Genomic DNA, 16,949 nt, shown 5'->3' on the forward strand with positions numbered 1-16,949 from the left:
AAGTTCGTTGGTCGATCAATAGACGCTGACCAGCGCGGTGTCATTGGACGCGCCCTGGGCCGCGAGCCAGCGCGAAGTCGCTTCGACCCCGGCAAGCTGCTGCAGCAGGTCCACGCGTTGCTGCCAGAGTTCCTGTTTTCGCGCATCGGCAAGGTCCGGCTGCGCCAGCGCCGCATCGACGGCAGCGATGCCGGAATCGAGTTCGCTGCTCAACAGTTCGCTGCTCGCATTCGCCACGCGTTCGTCGCGGGCGAGGATGACGAGTGCTTCGAGCTGGGCGGATTGGGTTTTCAGTTTCTGCAACGGGTCCACTGCTGCTTCCGTCGTCGTTGAAGCGGTAAGCGGAGCCGTATCCGGTTGCACCTTTTCCGAAGTTGCGGCCAGCATGGGAAGAGTCGATTCCTCGTGCGGCCGCTTCGCTGCAACCCGCGTAGTGCGAGCCGGCTTGCGGTGCGTGGACTTCGGGGCACGCGTGGAAACCTCGGAAGACGCAACACGGATGTCTTCGGCAGCCGGCTTGGTGGCCGGCGCCGTGGAGATTGTTTCACTGCGCAGCGGCGCCGCCGGTCCGCGCAGTCCAGGCGCTTCCGCTGTGGCCATGGTGGGCCGCGTCGTTTCAATGCCGCCCTGCAGCCGGAGCGACAGTGGCGACCAGGCCACTGCCGTCAACACAGCGGCGCTCGCCAACCCGATCATCCAGCTCATGCGGCGTTCGCGCTGCATCGCACCGCGACGTGATGCCGGAGCGTCGAGCGCGCGCGTGATTCGGGTCCAGGCATCCGCAGGCGGCGTTTCCATGGGCAGCGCCGCGAATGCCTCGCTCCATCCATTCGGAGCACTTTCCATGCGGTCGTTGAAGAAGTCAGGCATGACGCACCTCTAATGTTGCAGCCGGTGTGGGAACGTCACTGGCGTTCGTTAGCGCGGTGTTCGATTCCGCACCGGAACCTTCGAGCAGCTGGCGCAGGCGGCGTCCGCCGCGCGCAAGTTGCGATTTGGAGAAGCTCGTGGTGCGTTGCATCAGCACCGCGATTTCTTCATGTGTGTAACCCTCGGCGTGATACAGCCACAACACGCTACGGGTGATGGCGGGAAGTTGCGCGAGCGCGCGCTGCAGCTGCGCGGCGTCGGCAGCCGCCGGGGGCGGTGGCGCGTGGTCTTCCAGCGCGTATTCGTCCTCGATCGCCACTTCATGGCCGTGGCTGCGGCGGTTGCGCAGACGCATCAGCGCCTCGTTCACCGCGATCTGCCGCAACCATGCCCAGAACGGACTGCCTTCGCCACCGCTCCCGGCGCCGCGGAATTCCGACACCCGCTTCAATACTTTCAGCATCGTGTCCTGCAGCACCTCGGCAGCCTCTTCGCGGTCGCCGCACATGCGCATGGCCAGGGTGAACACCGGCCGTTCGAACCAGCGATACAGCTGCTCGAACGCGGCCCGCTCCCCGGTCCGCGCGCGGGTCAGCAGGGTGTCGGGTACGTCGATCGCGAAGGAGGAATTCGGCGGCATCCAACGGTAAGGATGCGCCCGGATGCGGAAAGGTCGCATCCGGTTCAAAAAAATGTTCTCGCAGCCGCCGAAACCGGCGCGGAGACCATTCGGGAGAGGCGTTCAGGGTTATCCGCGGCCGCCGCGAAGCGACGGCCGACCGCCGCAAGCTGCGCCTATACTCCGAGCAACTTCAGGGAGGGGATCGACATGACGCTGGGTTCGTTGTTGGCCGTGGTCGTGGTGTTCGCGGGCGTGATCGTGCTGTCCAAGGCCGTCCGCATGGTGCCGCAGGGTTACGAATGGACGGTGGAAGCCTTCGGCAAGTACACGCACACGTTGACGCCGGGCTTGCATTTTCTGGTGCCGATCTACCAGGGCGTGGGTCGGAAGATCAACATGATGGAACAGGTGCTCGAAGTCCCGAGCCAGGACGTCATCACCAAGGACAACGCGGTGGTGAAGGTCGACGGCATCGTTTTCTTCTCGGTGCTGGATGCGGCCAAGGCCGCCTATGAAGTCGCGCAGCTGGAAGTGGCGGTCCTCAACCTGGTGATGACCAACATCCGCACCTCGATCGGTTCGCTCGACCTGGACGAATCGCTGTCCAAGCGCGACGAGATCAACGCCAAGGTGCTGCTGGCCGTGGACGCCGCGACGCACCCGTGGGGCCTCAAGGTCAACCGCATCGAACTCAAGGATATCCAGCCGCCGCGCGACCTGGTCGATTCGATGGCGCGGCAGATGAAGGCCGAACGCGAGAAGCGCGCCAACATCCTCGAGGCCGAGGGTTTCCGCCAGGCAGCGATCCTCAAGGCCGAAGGCGAGAAGCAGTCGGTGATCCTGGAAGCCGAAGGCAGCAAGGAAGCCGCATTCCGCGCCGCCGAGGCGCGCGAGCGCCTGGCCGAAGCCGAAGCCAAGGCCACGCAGCTCGTTTCCGACGCGATCGCCGGTGGCAACGTGCAGGCGATCAACTACTTTGTCGCGCAGAAATACATCGAGGCGTTCAAGGCGCTGGCCGAAGCGCCAAACCAGAAGTTCGTGATGATGCCGATGGAATCGGCAGGCGTGATCGGCTCGCTCGCCGGTATCGCCGAGCTGGCGAAGGACGCGATGGCGAAGACGCCGCCGGCGATGCCGGGCCGCGGGAGCTGAGCCATGCGTTGGGACTGGCAGGTAGTGGCGTGGGCGGCGGCGGCGCTGGTTCTGTTCGCACTGGAAACGATGGCGCCTGGCGCTTTCATGCTGTGGCTGGGTTTCGCCGCGGCGGCGCTGTTCGTCGTGGTGTTGCTGTTCGACATTCCGGTGCTGGCGCAGGTCACGCTCTTCGTCGTGCTCAGCTTCATCTCGATCCAGGTGTACCGGCACTGGTTCCGCGGCCGTGAACGCGTGAGCGATCGACCGACGCTCAATCGCCGCACCGATGCGCTGGTCGGACGCGTGGTTCCGCTGGAGAGCGCGATCGCCAGCGGCCGTGGCCGCGTGCAGATCGCCGATGCGTACTGGGAAGTGACCGGCCCCGACCTGCCGGCGGGCACGGCGGTACGCATCATCGGCGCCGATGGCATGACATTGCGGGTGGAAGCGGCGTAAGGGAGCGGGCCCTGCAGCTGGCGTGTGCGGCGGGCGCCAGCCCCTTCAGGCCACTGCGCCGCGCCAACATACGCTGGCGTCAACAAGGTTTCTGCGAATGGCCGGCACGTCCCCCGGCGCGCCTCTGCAATAATTACGGACTTCCTCGCGCCCGCAGAGTCCGCAATGACCCAGAAGACCATCCTCAACGACACCCATCGTGCCCTCGGCGCCAAGATGGTCGACTTCGGCGGCTGGGACATGCCGATCCACTACGGCTCGCAGATCGACGAGCACCACCTGGTGCGCGGCGACGCGGGCATGTTCGACGTCTCGCACATGACGGTCGTCGACCTGCGCGGCGCGAAGGTGCGCGATTTCCTGCGCCACCTCGTCGCGAACTCCGTCGACAAGCTCAAGACGCCGGGCAAGGCGCTGTATACCTGCATGCTCAACGAGCAGGGCGGCGTGATCGACGACCTGATCGTGTACTACCGCGCCGAGGATTTCTTCCGCCTGGTCGTGAATGCCGCCACGCGCGAGAAGGACCTGGCATGGATCAACCGGCAGGCGAAGGCCTTTGACGTCACCGTCACCGAGCGGCCTGACTTCGGCATGATCGCCGTGCAGGGACCGAACGCGCGCGAGAAGGTGCTGGGCCTGCTGCGCGAGGAAGATCGCGCGGCAATCGCCAGGCTAGGCAAGTTCGCCGCGGGTGAAGCGAAGACCGCCGACGGCATCGATGTGTTCGTCGCCCGTACCGGTTACACGGGCGAGGACGGTTTCGAGATCGTGGTGCCTGAAGCGGACACGGTCGCTTTCTGGAATGCACTGCTCGCCGCGGGCGTGAAGCCGGCCGGACTCGGTGCGCGCGACACGCTGCGCCTGGAAGCAGGCATGAATCTCTACGGCCAGGACATGGACGACACCGTTTCTCCGTACGAAGCCGCACTGGCGTGGACCGTCGCACTGGACGACCAGCCCGGCGGAAAGCCGCGCGACTTCATCGGCCGCGGCGCGCTCGAAGCGCAGAAAGCAAGTGGCGTGCCGAGGCAGATGATCGGCCTGGTGATGGACGAGAAGGGCGTGCTGCGCCACGGCCAGAAGGTGCTCACCGACAATGGTGAAGGCGAGATCCTGTCCGGTACGTTTTCGCCGACGCTGGGCAAGGCGATCGCGTTCGCACGGGTTCCTGCGGGCACGGCTGGGAACGTCCGCGTCGACATCCGCGGCAGGGAAGTGCCGGTGCGCATCGTGAAGTTCCCGTTCGTGCGCGAAGGCAAGCCGCAGGAAGGAATCTGACCGCGCACGGGTGCGCTTGATCCGGCACGCCCGCGCTTCGCTACACTACGACGGCGCGCTTTCGGGTGCGCACTCCACCATTCCCCCAAGACACATTCGACGCATCCACGGAGCACCCCATGAGCGAGATCCCCGGCGACCTCAAGTTCCTCAAGTCCCATGAGTGGGCCCGCGTCGAAGGCGACGGCAAGGTCACCGTAGGCATTTCCGATCACGCGCAGGGCCTGCTCGGCGACCTGGTGTACGTCGAGCTGCCGAACATCGGCGATCGCGTCGAGGCCGGTAATGCCTGCGCCGTCGTCGAATCGGTGAAGGCCGCTTCCGACGTGTACGCGCCGGTCACCGGCACGGTTACCGCCATCAACAACGCGCTGACCGACAAGCCGGAAACGATCAACGAGGACGCCTACGGCGAAGGTTGGCTGTTCACGCTGGAAGTCGACGACGCCGAGCAGCTCAACGAACTGCTCGGCCCGGACGACTACGCCGAGCTGCTGGAAGACGAAGCGCATTGATCCCGGGGCGGTTCCGCCCGGAAGCGATTGCCAAGCAACAACACGCGATGCCGGCCGGATTGCTCCACGCCGGCATCGTTGTTTCTGCATGGACGATCGGCGCGCGCACTTCGGTAACCGGGTGGTGCTTGAAGACATGCAGCCGATCCCAGGCCTGCCTGGCGGCGGCGCTCCGCTCGCGATGCTCGTCGCCTGTTCGCGCCGGTTCGCAACTATGCGAACCACGCCTGCACGCATCCCGATTGGCGACTGTCGACACGCGATCGGATGCGCCACGAGCATCCGCGACGCAGTGCGCGGGCGGAAAAAGTTCGCGCAGTTTCTGCGCAAATCGGGTTGTGCGATGCCGGATCGGGCTGCCGATCGTCGGCGGCTTGTGAACACCGGAACAGTGGCTGACCGACCAGCTCCACATCATTGCCACGCGCCGTTGCGCAACGGCACTGCGCGCGATGCGCAAACGCTTCGCGAAAAAAACGCCTTTATTTAAGTGCTCTGCGAAAACGCATTGCGCGTGTGCATTGCATTCGAAGCGCAGCGGTTGTGGATCGGCGGCGCCGATGCCTGCGGTTACCGCCGGACGCCCGGGAAGTGCGCCGGAAAAAAATTTACGCGGGATTGTTGACATGCCGAAAAACCGTGATTAGGTTTCGCCCAGCAGACGTTTCCTGCGGAACAATGTGAGTAGAGCGATCGCGACAACGCGCAGTAAAAAACGGACCTCCGCCCGCAACATGAAGACGGTGGACGTTGGCGTTCTGTCCTTTGCGAAAACGCAGCTCACCTACGCGCAAACGAGTGACCGCCTCCAACCCGGTTCGCCCACAGCGGATCGGGTTTTTGTTTGCGGCACGTTCGGGGAATCGTTTGGAACCGACCTGGCACGCGCTTCCGGGCGTGGCGCCGGGTCAACCCGTCGGGCAGGTGGCCGGCCTGCGATGGGTGATGGATTCGCTTTGGTGCGCCTGGCGCACCGGCGTTTGGTCGTGGGTTCGCCCACGGCAGGTTTTGTACTGGGCTGTTGTTAACCCGAAAGACCGACGCCCTCATGGGCACGTTTCACAACTGACGAGGATTCAACCATGGCTATGAAGAAAGCTGCGAAGAAAAAGCCCGCCGCCAAGAAGGCTGCGAAGAAGGTCGCCAAGAAGACTGGCGCCAAGAAGGCCGCCAAGAAGACCGCGAAGAAGGCAGTGAAGAAGGCTGCCAAGAAGACCGCGAAGAAGGCCACCAAGAAGGTAGCCAAGCGTCCGGCCAAGAAGGCTGCCAAGAAGACCGCGAAGAAGGCTGCCAAGAAGACCGCTAAGCGTCCTGCCAAGAAGGCTGCCAAGAAGACCGCGAAGAAGGCCGCCAAGAAGACCGCTAAGCGTCCTGCCAAGAAGGCTGCCAAGAAGACCGCGAAGAAGGCCGCCAAGAAGGCTGCCAAGCGTCCTGCGAAGAAGGCCAGCAAGAAGCGCGCTTCGAAGAAGTCCGCTGCTGCTGCCATGCCGGCCACCCCGGCGCCGATGATCTGAGTCATCGACTAAGAACAGAAAGTCCCGATTGCCGTAACACCCGCTCTCTCCCCGCAGCCCAGGCGGGGGGAGAGTTTTTTTATGGGGCGCCGGAAAAATCGCGTTTGCCCGGAACGATTGCCGCTCGGCGCGGGAGAGTGCGAGGGCGCGCAGACCCGATCGACCTCCGGAGCCGTATTGCGGTAACTGAATGCTCAGGCCATCAGGGCGCGTACGTGCGCCACGCTGCACTCCCGCAATGCGGTGAGGTCGTAGCCTCCCTCCAGCATCGATACGAGGCGGCCACGCGCGTGCTTGTTGGCCAGGGTCACCAGCTCGGCGGTGAGCCATGCGTAATCGTCGGCTTCGAGCTGCAGTTGCGCCAGTGGATCCAGCCGGTGCGCGTCGAAGCCGGCCGATACCAACAGCAACTGGGGCCGGAAGGCATCGATCACCGGCAGCAGGATCTGCGACCAGGCCGCGCGGAACGCCTCGCCACCGGCGCCCGGACGCAGCGGCGCATTGACGATGTTGCCAACGCCGCGTTCGTTGGCGTAACCGGTGTCCGGATACAGCGGCATCTGGTGCGAGCTGAGGTAGAGCACGCGCTGGTCGCCCTCGAAGGCGGCCTGCGTGCCGTTGCCGTGGTGTACGTCGAAGTCGACGATCGCCACGCGCGCCAGGCCATGCGCATCCAGCGCGTGCGCCGCGGCCACCGCAATGTTGTTGAAGAGGCAGAACCCCATCGCGACCGAGGGCGTGGCGTGGTGGCCCGGCGGCCGTACGGCGCAGAACACGCGCGGTGGTTCCGCGTCATGGTGTCCGGCATCGATCACGGCATCGACCGCGGCGACACCCGCACCCGCGGCGCGCAGCGCGGCTTCGGCGGAGCCCTTCGACAGCACGGTGTCGGGATCGAGCGCGATGCTGTCCGAGACCGGCGTATCCAGCACCAGACGCAACAGTGCGTCGTCGTGCACGCGCAGCAGCTGTCCGCGGGTCGCGCGCGGTGCATCGGACCAGGACACTCGCGGGAAGGCCTCGCGCAGCGCGGAAGTCACCGCTTCAAGGCGCGCCGGACGCTCGGCGTGGGCAGGACCGGTGTCGTGCTGGAGGCAGGCGGAGTGGGTGTAGAAGTGCAAGGACGTCAGCCGTGACGGTGGCGCGTTGAGCGTAGCGAGTAGGTCGTGGCGGCGCGTGTGAAGCCGTGTTGCGGAAGAAGTGAAGCGTTGTTCTCGCACGCCTGTTGCGACGGCGCGTTGCGACGCGGCTAAAGAACCGCGCTCCTGCTTCCCTGGCGGTCTACCGGGCCGTCGGCATAGACGGACGGGCGTTCGTCGGGGCGCGAGCCAGTGGCTCGCGAGCGCCCCTCCTCATCCTTTTCGGCGTTCGTGGTTCCACAGCACCTCGCCGTGCCCGCTCGCACGCGCCAGCACGCGGGCCAGGACGAACAGCAGGTCGGAAAGGCGGTTGAGATAGCGGATGGCTTCCGGCCGCACCGCGTCATGGCGGGACAGCGTGACGGTCTCGCGTTCGGCGCGGCGCACGACGGTGCGGGCGACATGGCAGCGGGCCGCGGCTTCGCCGCCACCGGGGAGGATGAAATCCTTCAGCGGCGGCAGCGGGTCGTTGAAGGCGTCGAGGTGCTGTTCCAGGCGCTCGATGTCGGCATCGAAGATCGCCGCGTGCCCGGGAATGCACAGCTCGCCGCCGAGATCGAACATCTGGTGCTGCACCGACACGAGCAGCGAACGCACGTCGTCCGGAATCTCTGCCGCCAGCACCAGGCCGATGCACGAATTGGCTTCGTCGACCGTGCCATACGCAGCGACGCGGGCCGAATCCTTGGCGACGCGGCTGCCATCACCCAGGCCGGTGGTGCCGTCGTCGCCGGTCTTCGTATAGATCTTGGAAAGACGGTTGCCCATGCTTCGCCCTGTCCGGGTAGGAGCGGCCCATGGCCGCGATCGCTTTCGCGGTTGTGCAGGTCGCGCCCGCGGGGCGCTCCTACACCGTCTGCGCGCGCAGCGCCGGCATCCGGTGGCGCAGCAGGCTGAAGCCGCCGAACAGCAGCGCCGAGAAGAACAGCGTGCCCAGCAGCGTGCCCTGGAAGAACGGAATGCCGGCGATGTACGAAGCGAGCAGGCCGGCCGCGTTCTGCGGATACATCGACGAACCGATCCATGCCGCGAAGTTGGTGATGAGGAAGAAGAGCACCGAGCCCATCAGCGAATAACCGAGCACGCGCACGCCGTTCACCTTGCCGCGCAGGCCGAAGCCGAGCACCGAGGACAGCGCGATGCAGGCGTACACCAGCCAGAAGCTGGTACTGCCGAAGTAGGTGGCGTAGGTGCCGCCGTGGATGCCGGACAGCGCGAGGTCGGAGGCGAACATCGCCACCAGGGGGACCAAGATCGCCAGCGAGCGCGATCCGAAATACGCACCGCCGAACAGCGCGATCGCTTCGACCGGCGAGAAGTTCCACGGATGCGGCATCACCCGCGTCAGCGCAGCGGCGAGGATCATGGCGCCCAGGATCAGCGGGCCGGGAGCGAAGGAGACGTTCGGACGATTCATGGGCGGTATTCGTGGCGTTCATGGCCGGTGGCGGCCGCAGACCGTTAGCATAACGCAATGCCCCAGACCGACCTGTCACCGGCCTCCACGCATGTCGCGAGCGAAGGCGCCCTGCACGACGTGCTGATCATCGGCGGCGGGCTGGTCGGCGCGAGCCTCGCCATCGCACTCGACCGGCTGGGCCTCGCCGTCGGCCTGGTCGAAGCCGCGCCGCCGGGCGCAGTGCCGCCCGTATTCGACGAACGCAACCTCAGCTTCGCCGAGGCCACCGTCAACGCACTCACCGCGCTCGGCGTGATGCGGAAGCTGCGTGCGCCAACCGGCGCGATCGAGCGCATCCACGTCAGCCGCAGCGGCGACTTCGGCCGTACCCTGCTCGACGCCGCCAGGCACGGGCGCAGCGAATTCGGACGCGTGGTGATTGCGCGCGACTTCGGCGAAGCGCTGGAAGCGCGACTGGGCGAGCTCCAGCACCTGCGCCGTTATCGTCCCATGCGTTTCCTCGGACTGGAGGAAGACAACCCGGATGCGCGCGTGGTGCGCGTCGCCGGCGAAACTGGCGAACACCGGCTGCGCACGCGCCTGCTGGTCGGCGCGGACGGCACCCGCAGCGGCGTTCGCGACGCGCTGGGCATCGGCGCCGACGAGCACGACTATGCGCAGACACTGTTCGTCACCCGCCTGCGCGCCGAGCGCACTCCCGACGGCACCGCTTACGAACGCTTCGGCAACGATGGTCCGACCGCGCTGTTGCCACGCGGCGATCGCCACTTCGGACTGATCCACGGCGTGGCGCGCGGGGAGGCCGACGCGGTCGCCGCCATGGACGAGGCCGCGTTTCTCGCGCGCGTGCAGGAGGCCTTCGGCTGGCGCGCCGGCCGCTTCCTGTCGTGCGGCGCGCGCAGCGCCTATCCGGTCACGCGCATGATGGCGCAGGCATTGGCCGCGCCGCGCGCAGTGCTGGTCGGCAATGCGGCACAGACGATCCACCCGATCGGCGCGCAGGGATTCAACCTCGGCCTGCGCGATGCGCTCACGCTCGCGGAGCTGATCGAAGACGCGCGACGCGGCGATCCCGGTTTCGATTGCGGCGATGCGGCGCTGCTCGCGCGCCATGCGCAACGGCGCCAGGACGATCGCGGGCGGACCATGGCGTTTTCCGATGGCCTCGCCCGCTTCACGTCGAATGATTCGGAACTGCTGCGCCCGCTGCGCAGCCTCGGTCTGTTCGCGGCCGATCGCCTGCCGTCCGCACAGGCGTTCCTGGTCGGCGCGGCGATGGGCTACCGCGGCGACGTACCCGCGCTGTGTCGCACGCCCGCGACCGCGGGGGCCGCATGAGCCGCCGCGACCTGGTTGACGTCGCCATCGTCGGTGCTGGTGTGGTCGGCGCCGCCGCCGCGCTCGCACTCGCGCGTGATGGCTGGCAGGTGACCCTGGTCGAAGCGCGCGAACCCCCACGCTGGCGCGTGGAGCAGCCGGACCTGCGCGTCTACGCGTTCGCTTCCGACAATGCGGCGCTGCTGGACGATCTCGGCGTCTGGCCGTCGATTGCCGGCGCTCGCGTGCAGCCGTACCGCGGCATGCGCGTGTGGGACGCGGCGGGCGGCGGCGAGCTGCGCTTCGATGCGGACAGTTTTGGCCGTCGCGAACTCGGCTGGATCGTCGAGAACGCATTGCTCGTCGACCGCCTTTGGGCCGCATTGCCGGCCGCCGGCGTGCGCGTGTTGTGTCCGGTGCAACTGGTTGCGCTCGAGCAGGGCGAGGACCACGCCACGCTCGACCTCGACGATGGCACGCGTCTGCGCGCGCGGCTCGTGCTCGCGGCGGACGGCGGCGATTCGAAGCTGCGCTCGCTCGCCGGCATCGACACCTATACCCACGACTACGGGCAGAACGGCCTCGTCGCTTTCGTCGACCACGAACGCCCGCACGATGCGACCTGCTGGCAACGGTTCCTGCCGACCGGCCCACTCGCCTTCCTGCCGTTCGTGGACGAGCGCGACACCGGCGAAGGCGGCCACCGCAGTTCGATCGTATGGACGCTGCCCGAAGGCGAAGCCCTGCGCCTGCTTCACGCTGAGGATAAAAACTTCCTGCGCGAACTGGACAACGCCTTCGCCGGCACGCTCGGTGCATTGACTGCAGTATCGAAGCGCGCCGCGTTCCCGCTGAAGCGCCAGCTCGCCCAGGCGCACGTCGCTGGGCGTGTCGCGGTGATCGGCGATGCCGCGCACGTGGTGCATCCGCTCGCGGGCCAGGGCGTGAACCTGGGCCTGCGCGACGTCGCCGCGTTGCGGGCGATGCTGCAACGGCAGCGCGCAGCGGGTCGCGATCCGGGCGCCTCGGCCTCGCTGGCGCGGTGGGCACGGGAACGTCGCAGCGAGAATGCGATCGCCGCGTATTCGTTCGACACGCTCAACCGCCTGTTCTCCAACGACCACGTGCTCGCGACGCTGGCGCGCGGGCCGCTGCTCGGGCTCGCGGGAAAGTTGCCGCCGCTGCGGCATGCGTTGTGGAAGCATGCGGCGGGGTTGTAGGGCTCGCGCTGACGGCCCCTCACCCTGCGTTTCTTCGCGACGCTGTCCCTCTCCCCGCAAGCGGGGCGAGGAGGGAACGAGTACTTCCCTCTATGCTTGCAAGGGCAAGGAGATGAATATTTCCTTCTCCCCGCATGCGGGGAGAAGGTGCCCGCAGGGCGGATGAGGGGCAGTTTTTCGCGGCGAAAACCGGAAACAAAAAACGCCCCGCCGAAGCGGGGCGTTCTGCTCCTGCACGCACTCCCTTGTGCGTCAGTCCGTCCAGCCCTTCATTTCGTCCTTCGACAGGCGGCCGTTGTGGTTGATGTCCACCGCAACGAATTCGCGCGTCAGGTCGGCATTGCCGCTGGCATTCACTTCGCCATGCGAGAGGTTGCCGTCGCTGTTCTTGTCGAGCGAAGCAAAATCGACGTGGTAGTTGTTGGAAATCGAATCACCCGGGCGCGAGCTGACGACGACGCCCGACGGCAGCGTCGCCGTGGTCACGCCGGCGCCCGTCGCCGTCGCAGCTGTCGCCGAAGTCGCGGCGCCGGTGGACTGCATCGCGGCGGAGGCGTCATTCGATGTCGTCGTGCCCGTGCTGCTGGAAGCATCGTTCGACGTCGTTGCGCTGGTGCTTGCAGCCGCATCGTTCGACGTGGTCGTGCCGGTCGCCGCCGAAGCATCGTTCGACGTATTACCGGAGTCGGTGTTCTGGCCCGCGGCGGTCATTTCCTGCGTCGAGCCCACGGCGGTCGCGTCGCTGCGGGTCGTGGTGTCGGTGCCGGTGGCTTCCTTCGCCGACTTGCGTGCCTTCGGATCCAGCGAGCCAGCCTGGTCGCTTGTGTCATTGCTGGTCGTGCTCTGGGTCATGGTCTGGTCTGTCGACGTGGAAGCATCGTTGCTGGTCGTCTGGTCCATCGCAGCCGAAGCGTCATTGCTGGTCGTCGTCGTATCCGAACTCGTGGCCGGTGGCGGCGTCTGCTGTGGTTCGTTCTCGGCCTCGGTCTGGGCCTGCGTGTCGGTGGACTGCGTCGTCGTCGTGGCGGGCGGCGCATCCTGCGCGAATGCAGGGGCGGCCAGGAACGAGGCGAGGACGGCCAACAGGGCTGTGTTCAATAGCGTCTTGTTCATGAGCAACCTCACGCGGGGGGAAAAGACTCATCAGAACCTAGACCCCGGCGCATCAAACGCGCGTAAAACCGCGCAATGCCCGCTGAACAATATGAATCCGCGGCGCGCGATGTGCACGGCGCGTGACGCCGTCCTTACCGGTGTGAAGCAACCGTTGCAAAAACGGTAATTTCCTCGCGGTCGTGGTAGAGCTGGCGCGCGCGCACCAGCAGGGGCTTGCGCGCCTGCTGTTCGAACAGGTCCAGGCACAGCCGTGTTTCATCCCAGCGCTTCTTCATCGGCAGTTTGAGGTTGAAGACCGCGTGCCGGCACCAGCCCTCGCGCAGCCAGGTGGCCATGCGCTCGGCGACGCGGCGCGGCTGTTCGACCATGTCGCAGACCATCCAGTCCAGCGGTGACTTCGGCTGCCAGGTGAATCCGTCCGCGCGCAGGTGGTCGACGCGGCCGCTGTCCAGCAACTGCTGGCGCAACGGGCCGTTGTCGATCGACGTGACATGCAGGCCGTTGCGCACCAGCACCCAGGTCCACCCACCCGGCGCCGCACCAAGATCCGCGCCGCGCATGCCGTCGCGCAGCAGGCGCTGGCGTTCGTCGTCGGTGAGCAGGGTGATCAGCGCTTCCTCGAGCTTGAGCGCGGAGCGGCTCGGCGCATCGGCATGCATGCGCAGCCGCGGAATGCCGAGCGGCCATGGCGCGCTGTCGCGGGGCTCGCTCGTCGCAAGCACCACGTGGTCGCCGGCGAGGAAGACGACATGCAGGCGCGGCTTGCGCGCATCCTCTTCGCGCGTGAGCCTGCCGGCCTTGCGCAGCGCCGGGCGAAGCGCGTTGCCGAAGCTGCGTGCAAGGCCCGCGAGCGGTTTGCACTCGTCGGAGTCGGGATGCTCGACCCACAGATCGCCGAACGCTGGGCCTTCAGCCGCAGCGTTGGTTTCACCGAGCGCCGCGATGATCGGCGCGATGCGATCTTTCGGATCGATGCCACGCAGGTCGGCGAGCCGCAGCAGTTTCTGCCGCGCGAAGATCAGCTTCGCGAAGGGCAGGGCGCGCGACAGTGCCGGCGCGTCCTCGCTGATGAATTCGACGAAGCCGCTGTTGCGCTCGGTGCGCGCATAGCCGGCGAAACCCGCGTGCGCGGCACGCTCGGTCAGTTCAGCGGCGAGTTCGGGCTCGAAGCCGGCGCGGCAGTAACAGAACAGGGCGTCCGTCATGCGGAAGGGCCTGCAACCAGCGAATCGTCGTTCCCGCGAATGACGAACGTTGGCAGCTGCGATTGTTGAGGCATTTCCATCAATACCGCTCGCCGCCTGCTTCGCCATACGCACGCAGCACCGCGCGTGCCGCTTCACGCTGCACGTCGCGGGTGACTGCAATGCCACGACGCTCCAGTTCGCCGATCCAGTCCGCCGGCAACGGACCCTCGTCGAACTCGGTGAGCGATTCCACGTCCTCGCTGCGCGCGCCGATCAGCAGGCGGTCGATGCCCGCCCATACGGTCGCGCCATAGCACTGGCAGCACGGCTGCGACGACGTCGCCAGCGTGATCGGGCCGAGCGGCGCGTCGTTGTCATCGCGGTTGAGGCGACGCCGCTGCGTGCGCTGCTGCGCGAGCATGTACGCCATCATCTCGGCGTGCGCGACCGAGCAGGTGTGCGGCACGACGCGGTTCACGCCGATGGCGATCACGCGGTCATCGGGACCGAACACCGCCGCGCCGAACGGGCCGCCGCTGCGCGCTTCGACATTGCGCCGCGACAGCTCGATCGCCAGCGCGACCTTCTCGTCATCGCCGGCCCACACGCGGGTGAGGTCGACGGCCTCGTGCACCCACGCCGGCAGGGTGAGATGGACCTGCGCGTACAGCATCATTGCAGCGCCTGCGCCGGACCGGCTTCGCACTGGCCCTGCTTGCAGCTGCAGGACGAGATGTCCTGGAAGCCGCACACCGACATCATTCCGTTCTTCGCGCATTCGGCCTGCACGCCCTTCGGATCGGTCGGACTGTTGACGTTGACGCACGCGGGGTAATAGCCGCAGCAGTTGCCTACGTTCTTCACCGCGCAGTCCGCGTCGGTCTTGCAGGAATGGTCGAGCGTGACGGCGCCACTGGGCGAAGTCGCCAGAGGCTGTCCGGCAGCTGTGGCGGGTCCGGTGGGCGAAGCCGGAGCTGGCTGCACGGACGGTCCGGAAGAAGGAGCGGGCTGCGCCGATGAATCCGGACTCGTCGGTGCGGGCGCTGCACAGGCGGCCAGCGTGAGCAGCAGGGCGGCGATCAGGGCGGATGGCAGGCGCATGGGCTTTGCTCCGGAAATGGGGGCGCCGGGGGATTGTCCTTCTCCCCGCGTGCGGGGAGAAGGTGCCCGAAGGGCGGGTGAGGGCCGACGAAGCCGGCGTGTTGAGGCGAGGGCGAATTCGAGCGCGGGTTACGCGCACTCGAGATCGCCGGTTGCGGAAGGCGTCGGCTCGGGTCCGCCCCTAATCCGGCTCGCCACCTCTCTCCGCAGGCGGGGAGAGGGATTCACGTGAGCGGGGGTTGTCAGTCCGCGTCAGCGTGGAGAGTGAGGAGTCGCGGTCAAGCCTTCCCCGACCACGTATCCCGCAACGTCACGCTGCGGTTGAACACCGGCTTCGCGGCTGCATGGTCGTAGCGGTCGGCGACGAAATAACCGATGCGCTCGAACTGGAACGACTGCTCCGGCGCGGCCTGCGCAGCGGCCGGTTCGACGTAGCCGGTGACGACGCGGCGCGAATCGGGATTCATGTAGTCGCGGTAGGTCTTGCCGCCTTCCTCGCTGTCGGGATCCGCGACAGCGAACAGGCGATCGTACAAACGGATCTCCGCGGCGACCGCATGCTTCGCACTGACCCAGTGGATCGTGCCCTTGACCTTGCGGTTGGCGCCTTCCATGCCGGGGCGCGATTCCGGATCCAGCGTGCAGCGCAGTTCGATCACGCGGCCCGCATCGTCCTTCACCACTTCGTCGCAACGGATGATGCCGGCGCCGCGCAGGCGCACGTCGCCACCGACGGTGAGGCGCTTGAAGCCCGGCGGCGGCACTTCCTCGAAATCCTCGCGCTCGATCCACAGCTCGCGCGAGAACGGCACCTGGCGTTCGCCCTGCGACGCGTCCTTGGGATGGTTGGAGAACGTCAGCGATTCGGCGTGGTCGTCCGGAAGATTCGTCAGCACCAGCTTCAGCGGATCGATGACCGCCATCCGGCGCGGCGCATGCGCGTCGAGATCGTCGCGCAACGCGCCCTCCAGGATCGAGATGTCGAGCAGCGAGTTCTGCTTGCTGATGCCGACGCGATCCACCATCAGGCGCAGCGCGCTCGGCGTGTAGCCGCGGCGGCGGATGCCCTGCAGCGTTGGCATGCGCGGATCGTCCCAGCCGTCGACGAGGCCCTCGGTCACCATCGCCAGCAGCTTGCGCTTGCTCATGACGAGGTAGTTGAAGTTGAGGCGCGAGAACTCGATCTGGCGCGGCTTGCTCGCTTCGAACGGCAGGCCCTTGCCGGTCAGCGGCGCGACGAGTTCCGGCGAATGGGCGAGATCGACCTTGTCCACGCACCAGTCGTACAGCGGGCGGTGGTCCTCGAACTCCAGCGTGCACAGCGAATGAGTGATGCCTTCCACCGCGTCGCTCAGCGAGTGCGCGAAGTCGTACATCGGATAGATCGGCCACGCGTTGCCGGTGTTCTGGTGCTCGACGTGCTTGATCCGGTACAGCGCGGGGTCGCGCAAATTCATGTTGCCGCTGGCCATGTCGATCTTCGCGCGCAGCGTGCGCGCGCCATCGGGGAACTCGCCCGCGCGCATGCGCCGGAACAGGTCGAGGTTCTCCTCGACGCTGCGATCGCGGAACGGCGAATTGCGGCCCGGCTCGGTCAGCGTGCCGCGGTATTCGCGCACCTGCTCGGCGCTGAGGTCGCAGACGAAGGCGTCGCCCTGGCGGATCAGCTTTTCGCCGGCGAGGTACAGCACGTCGAAGTAGTCGGAGGCGTGGCGCAGGTCGTGCCATTCGAAGCCGAGCCAGTGCACGTCGTCCTGGATCGCACGGACGTATTCGGGGTCTTCCTTGGCCGGGTTGGTGTCGTCCAGGCGCAGGTTGCAGTCGCCGCCGAATTCCGCGGCCACACCGAAGTCCAGGCAGATCGCCTTGGCGTGGCCGATGTGCAGGTAGCCGTTCGGCTCGGGCGGAAAGCGGGTGCGGATCGCCGAGTGCTTGCCGCTGGCGAGGTCCTCGCGAACGATCTGCCGGATGAAGTCGTTCTTCTCCGGGGGGGCGGGGACGGCATTTGCGGGCGTGGCGGACATTCGGGACTGCGAAGGCGAGGGAGAACGCGAAGT

At 66.7% G+C, this 16,949-nt stretch carries 18 protein-coding genes; 8 read left to right on the forward strand and 10 right to left on the reverse strand.

Translation table 11 applies throughout. From position 1 onward, the window contains the following. Positions 1-15: 15 nt before the first annotated feature. The gene (locus ASD14_RS02810) at positions 16-870 is read right to left on the reverse strand and encodes a hypothetical protein (protein ID WP_056128499.1); all 855 of its coding nucleotides are present in this window, start codon (positions 868-870) and stop codon (positions 16-18) included. Next, complete coding sequence (locus tag ASD14_RS02815; protein WP_235565288.1) at positions 863-1,510, reverse strand: sigma-70 family RNA polymerase sigma factor; 648 nt, start codon at positions 1,508-1,510, stop codon at positions 863-865. Before ASD14_RS02815 ends, ASD14_RS02810 begins: the two co-directional genes overlap by 8 nt. A 189-nt stretch (positions 1,511-1,699) precedes the next feature. Here ASD14_RS02815 and ASD14_RS02820 point away from each other — a divergent pair, with 189 nt between their 5' ends. The 6 genes from ASD14_RS02820 to ASD14_RS02840 all read left to right on the forward strand — a co-directional run bounded on the left by ASD14_RS02820 (position 1,700) and on the right by ASD14_RS02840 (position 6,392). Continuing rightward, entirely contained in the window at positions 1,700-2,644 is a 945-nt protein-coding gene (locus tag ASD14_RS02820; RefSeq protein ID WP_056128503.1) for an SPFH domain-containing protein, read from the forward strand. Between the two features lie 3 nt (positions 2,645-2,647). Next, positions 2,648-3,082, forward strand: a complete 435-nt coding sequence (locus ASD14_RS02825) for an NfeD family protein (protein ID WP_056128505.1) — start codon at positions 2,648-2,650, stop codon at positions 3,080-3,082. Between the two features lie 165 nt (positions 3,083-3,247). Next, on the forward strand, positions 3,248-4,363 hold the full coding sequence (gcvT, locus tag ASD14_RS02830; RefSeq protein WP_056128508.1) for a glycine cleavage system aminomethyltransferase GcvT: 1,116 nt from the start codon (positions 3,248-3,250) through the stop codon (positions 4,361-4,363). A gap of 119 nt (positions 4,364-4,482) precedes the next feature. Next, positions 4,483-4,878 carry a glycine cleavage system protein GcvH gene (gcvH, locus tag ASD14_RS02835; protein ID WP_056128510.1) on the forward strand — a complete coding sequence of 132 codons (396 nt, stop codon included), beginning with the start codon at positions 4,483-4,485 and terminating at the stop codon, positions 4,876-4,878. Between the two features lie 88 nt (positions 4,879-4,966). After that, complete coding sequence (locus tag ASD14_RS15885; protein ID WP_157474984.1) at positions 4,967-5,368, forward strand: hypothetical protein; 402 nt, start codon at positions 4,967-4,969, stop codon at positions 5,366-5,368. Positions 5,369-5,960: 592 nt separating this feature from the next. Then, entirely contained in the window at positions 5,961-6,392 is a 432-nt protein-coding gene (locus tag ASD14_RS02840; RefSeq protein WP_056128512.1) for a hypothetical protein, read from the forward strand. A gap of 194 nt (positions 6,393-6,586) precedes the next feature. On the opposite strand, the gene ASD14_RS02845 is transcribed toward ASD14_RS02840, so the two are convergent. The 3 genes from ASD14_RS02845 to ASD14_RS02855 all read right to left on the reverse strand — a co-directional run bounded on the left by ASD14_RS02845 (position 6,587) and on the right by ASD14_RS02855 (position 8,948). Continuing rightward, positions 6,587-7,513: a histone deacetylase family protein gene (locus ASD14_RS02845; RefSeq protein WP_056128516.1), complete on the reverse strand. Its 927-nt coding sequence runs from the start codon at positions 7,511-7,513 to the stop codon at positions 6,587-6,589. A gap of 231 nt (positions 7,514-7,744) precedes the next feature. Continuing rightward, positions 7,745-8,299, reverse strand: coding sequence for a cob(I)yrinic acid a,c-diamide adenosyltransferase (locus ASD14_RS02850; RefSeq protein WP_056128519.1), 555 nt, complete (start codon positions 8,297-8,299; stop codon positions 7,745-7,747). Positions 8,300-8,378: 79 nt separating this feature from the next. Continuing rightward, positions 8,379-8,948 (reverse strand): DUF6580 family putative transport protein, encoded by a 570-nt coding sequence (locus ASD14_RS02855; protein ID WP_056128523.1) that lies wholly within the window; start codon positions 8,946-8,948, stop codon positions 8,379-8,381. A gap of 57 nt (positions 8,949-9,005) precedes the next feature. Between ASD14_RS02855 and ubiH the strand changes: the two genes are divergently transcribed. Together ubiH and ASD14_RS02865 are read left to right on the forward strand one after the other, a co-directional pair. Next, positions 9,006-10,289, forward strand: coding sequence for a 2-octaprenyl-6-methoxyphenyl hydroxylase (ubiH, locus tag ASD14_RS02860; RefSeq protein WP_056128525.1), 1,284 nt, complete (start codon positions 9,006-9,008; stop codon positions 10,287-10,289). Continuing rightward, positions 10,286-11,488, forward strand: coding sequence for an FAD-dependent oxidoreductase (locus ASD14_RS02865; protein WP_056128930.1), 1,203 nt, complete (start codon positions 10,286-10,288; stop codon positions 11,486-11,488). Before ubiH ends, ASD14_RS02865 begins: the two co-directional genes overlap by 4 nt. 252 nt (positions 11,489-11,740) lie before the next feature. Here ASD14_RS02865 and ASD14_RS02870 read toward each other — a convergent pair whose 3' ends face one another. The 5 genes from ASD14_RS02870 to ASD14_RS02890 form a co-directional block, all read right to left on the reverse strand. Next, on the reverse strand, positions 11,741-12,601 hold the full coding sequence (locus tag ASD14_RS02870) for an EF-hand domain-containing protein (RefSeq protein ID WP_056128526.1): 861 nt from the start codon (positions 12,599-12,601) through the stop codon (positions 11,741-11,743). A gap of 134 nt (positions 12,602-12,735) precedes the next feature. Next, the gene (gene rlmM / locus ASD14_RS02875; protein ID WP_056128529.1) at positions 12,736-13,809 is read right to left on the reverse strand and encodes a 23S rRNA (cytidine(2498)-2'-O)-methyltransferase RlmM; all 1,074 of its coding nucleotides are present in this window, start codon (positions 13,807-13,809) and stop codon (positions 12,736-12,738) included. A gap of 79 nt (positions 13,810-13,888) precedes the next feature. Further along, positions 13,889-14,464, reverse strand: a complete 576-nt coding sequence (locus ASD14_RS02880) for a nucleoside deaminase (RefSeq protein ID WP_056128931.1) — start codon at positions 14,462-14,464, stop codon at positions 13,889-13,891. After that, the gene (locus ASD14_RS02885) at positions 14,464-14,892 is read right to left on the reverse strand and encodes a hypothetical protein (protein WP_056128531.1); all 429 of its coding nucleotides are present in this window, start codon (positions 14,890-14,892) and stop codon (positions 14,464-14,466) included. Before ASD14_RS02885 ends, ASD14_RS02880 begins: the two co-directional genes overlap by 1 nt. 278 nt (positions 14,893-15,170) lie before the next feature. Next, complete coding sequence (locus tag ASD14_RS02890) at positions 15,171-16,916, reverse strand: glutamine--tRNA ligase/YqeY domain fusion protein (protein ID WP_056128534.1); 1,746 nt, start codon at positions 16,914-16,916, stop codon at positions 15,171-15,173. Positions 16,917-16,949 lie beyond the last annotated feature (33 nt).

It is taken from the genome of Lysobacter sp. Root494, from assembly GCF_001427225.1.
GTDB lineage: Bacteria > Pseudomonadota > Gammaproteobacteria > Xanthomonadales > Xanthomonadaceae > Agrilutibacter.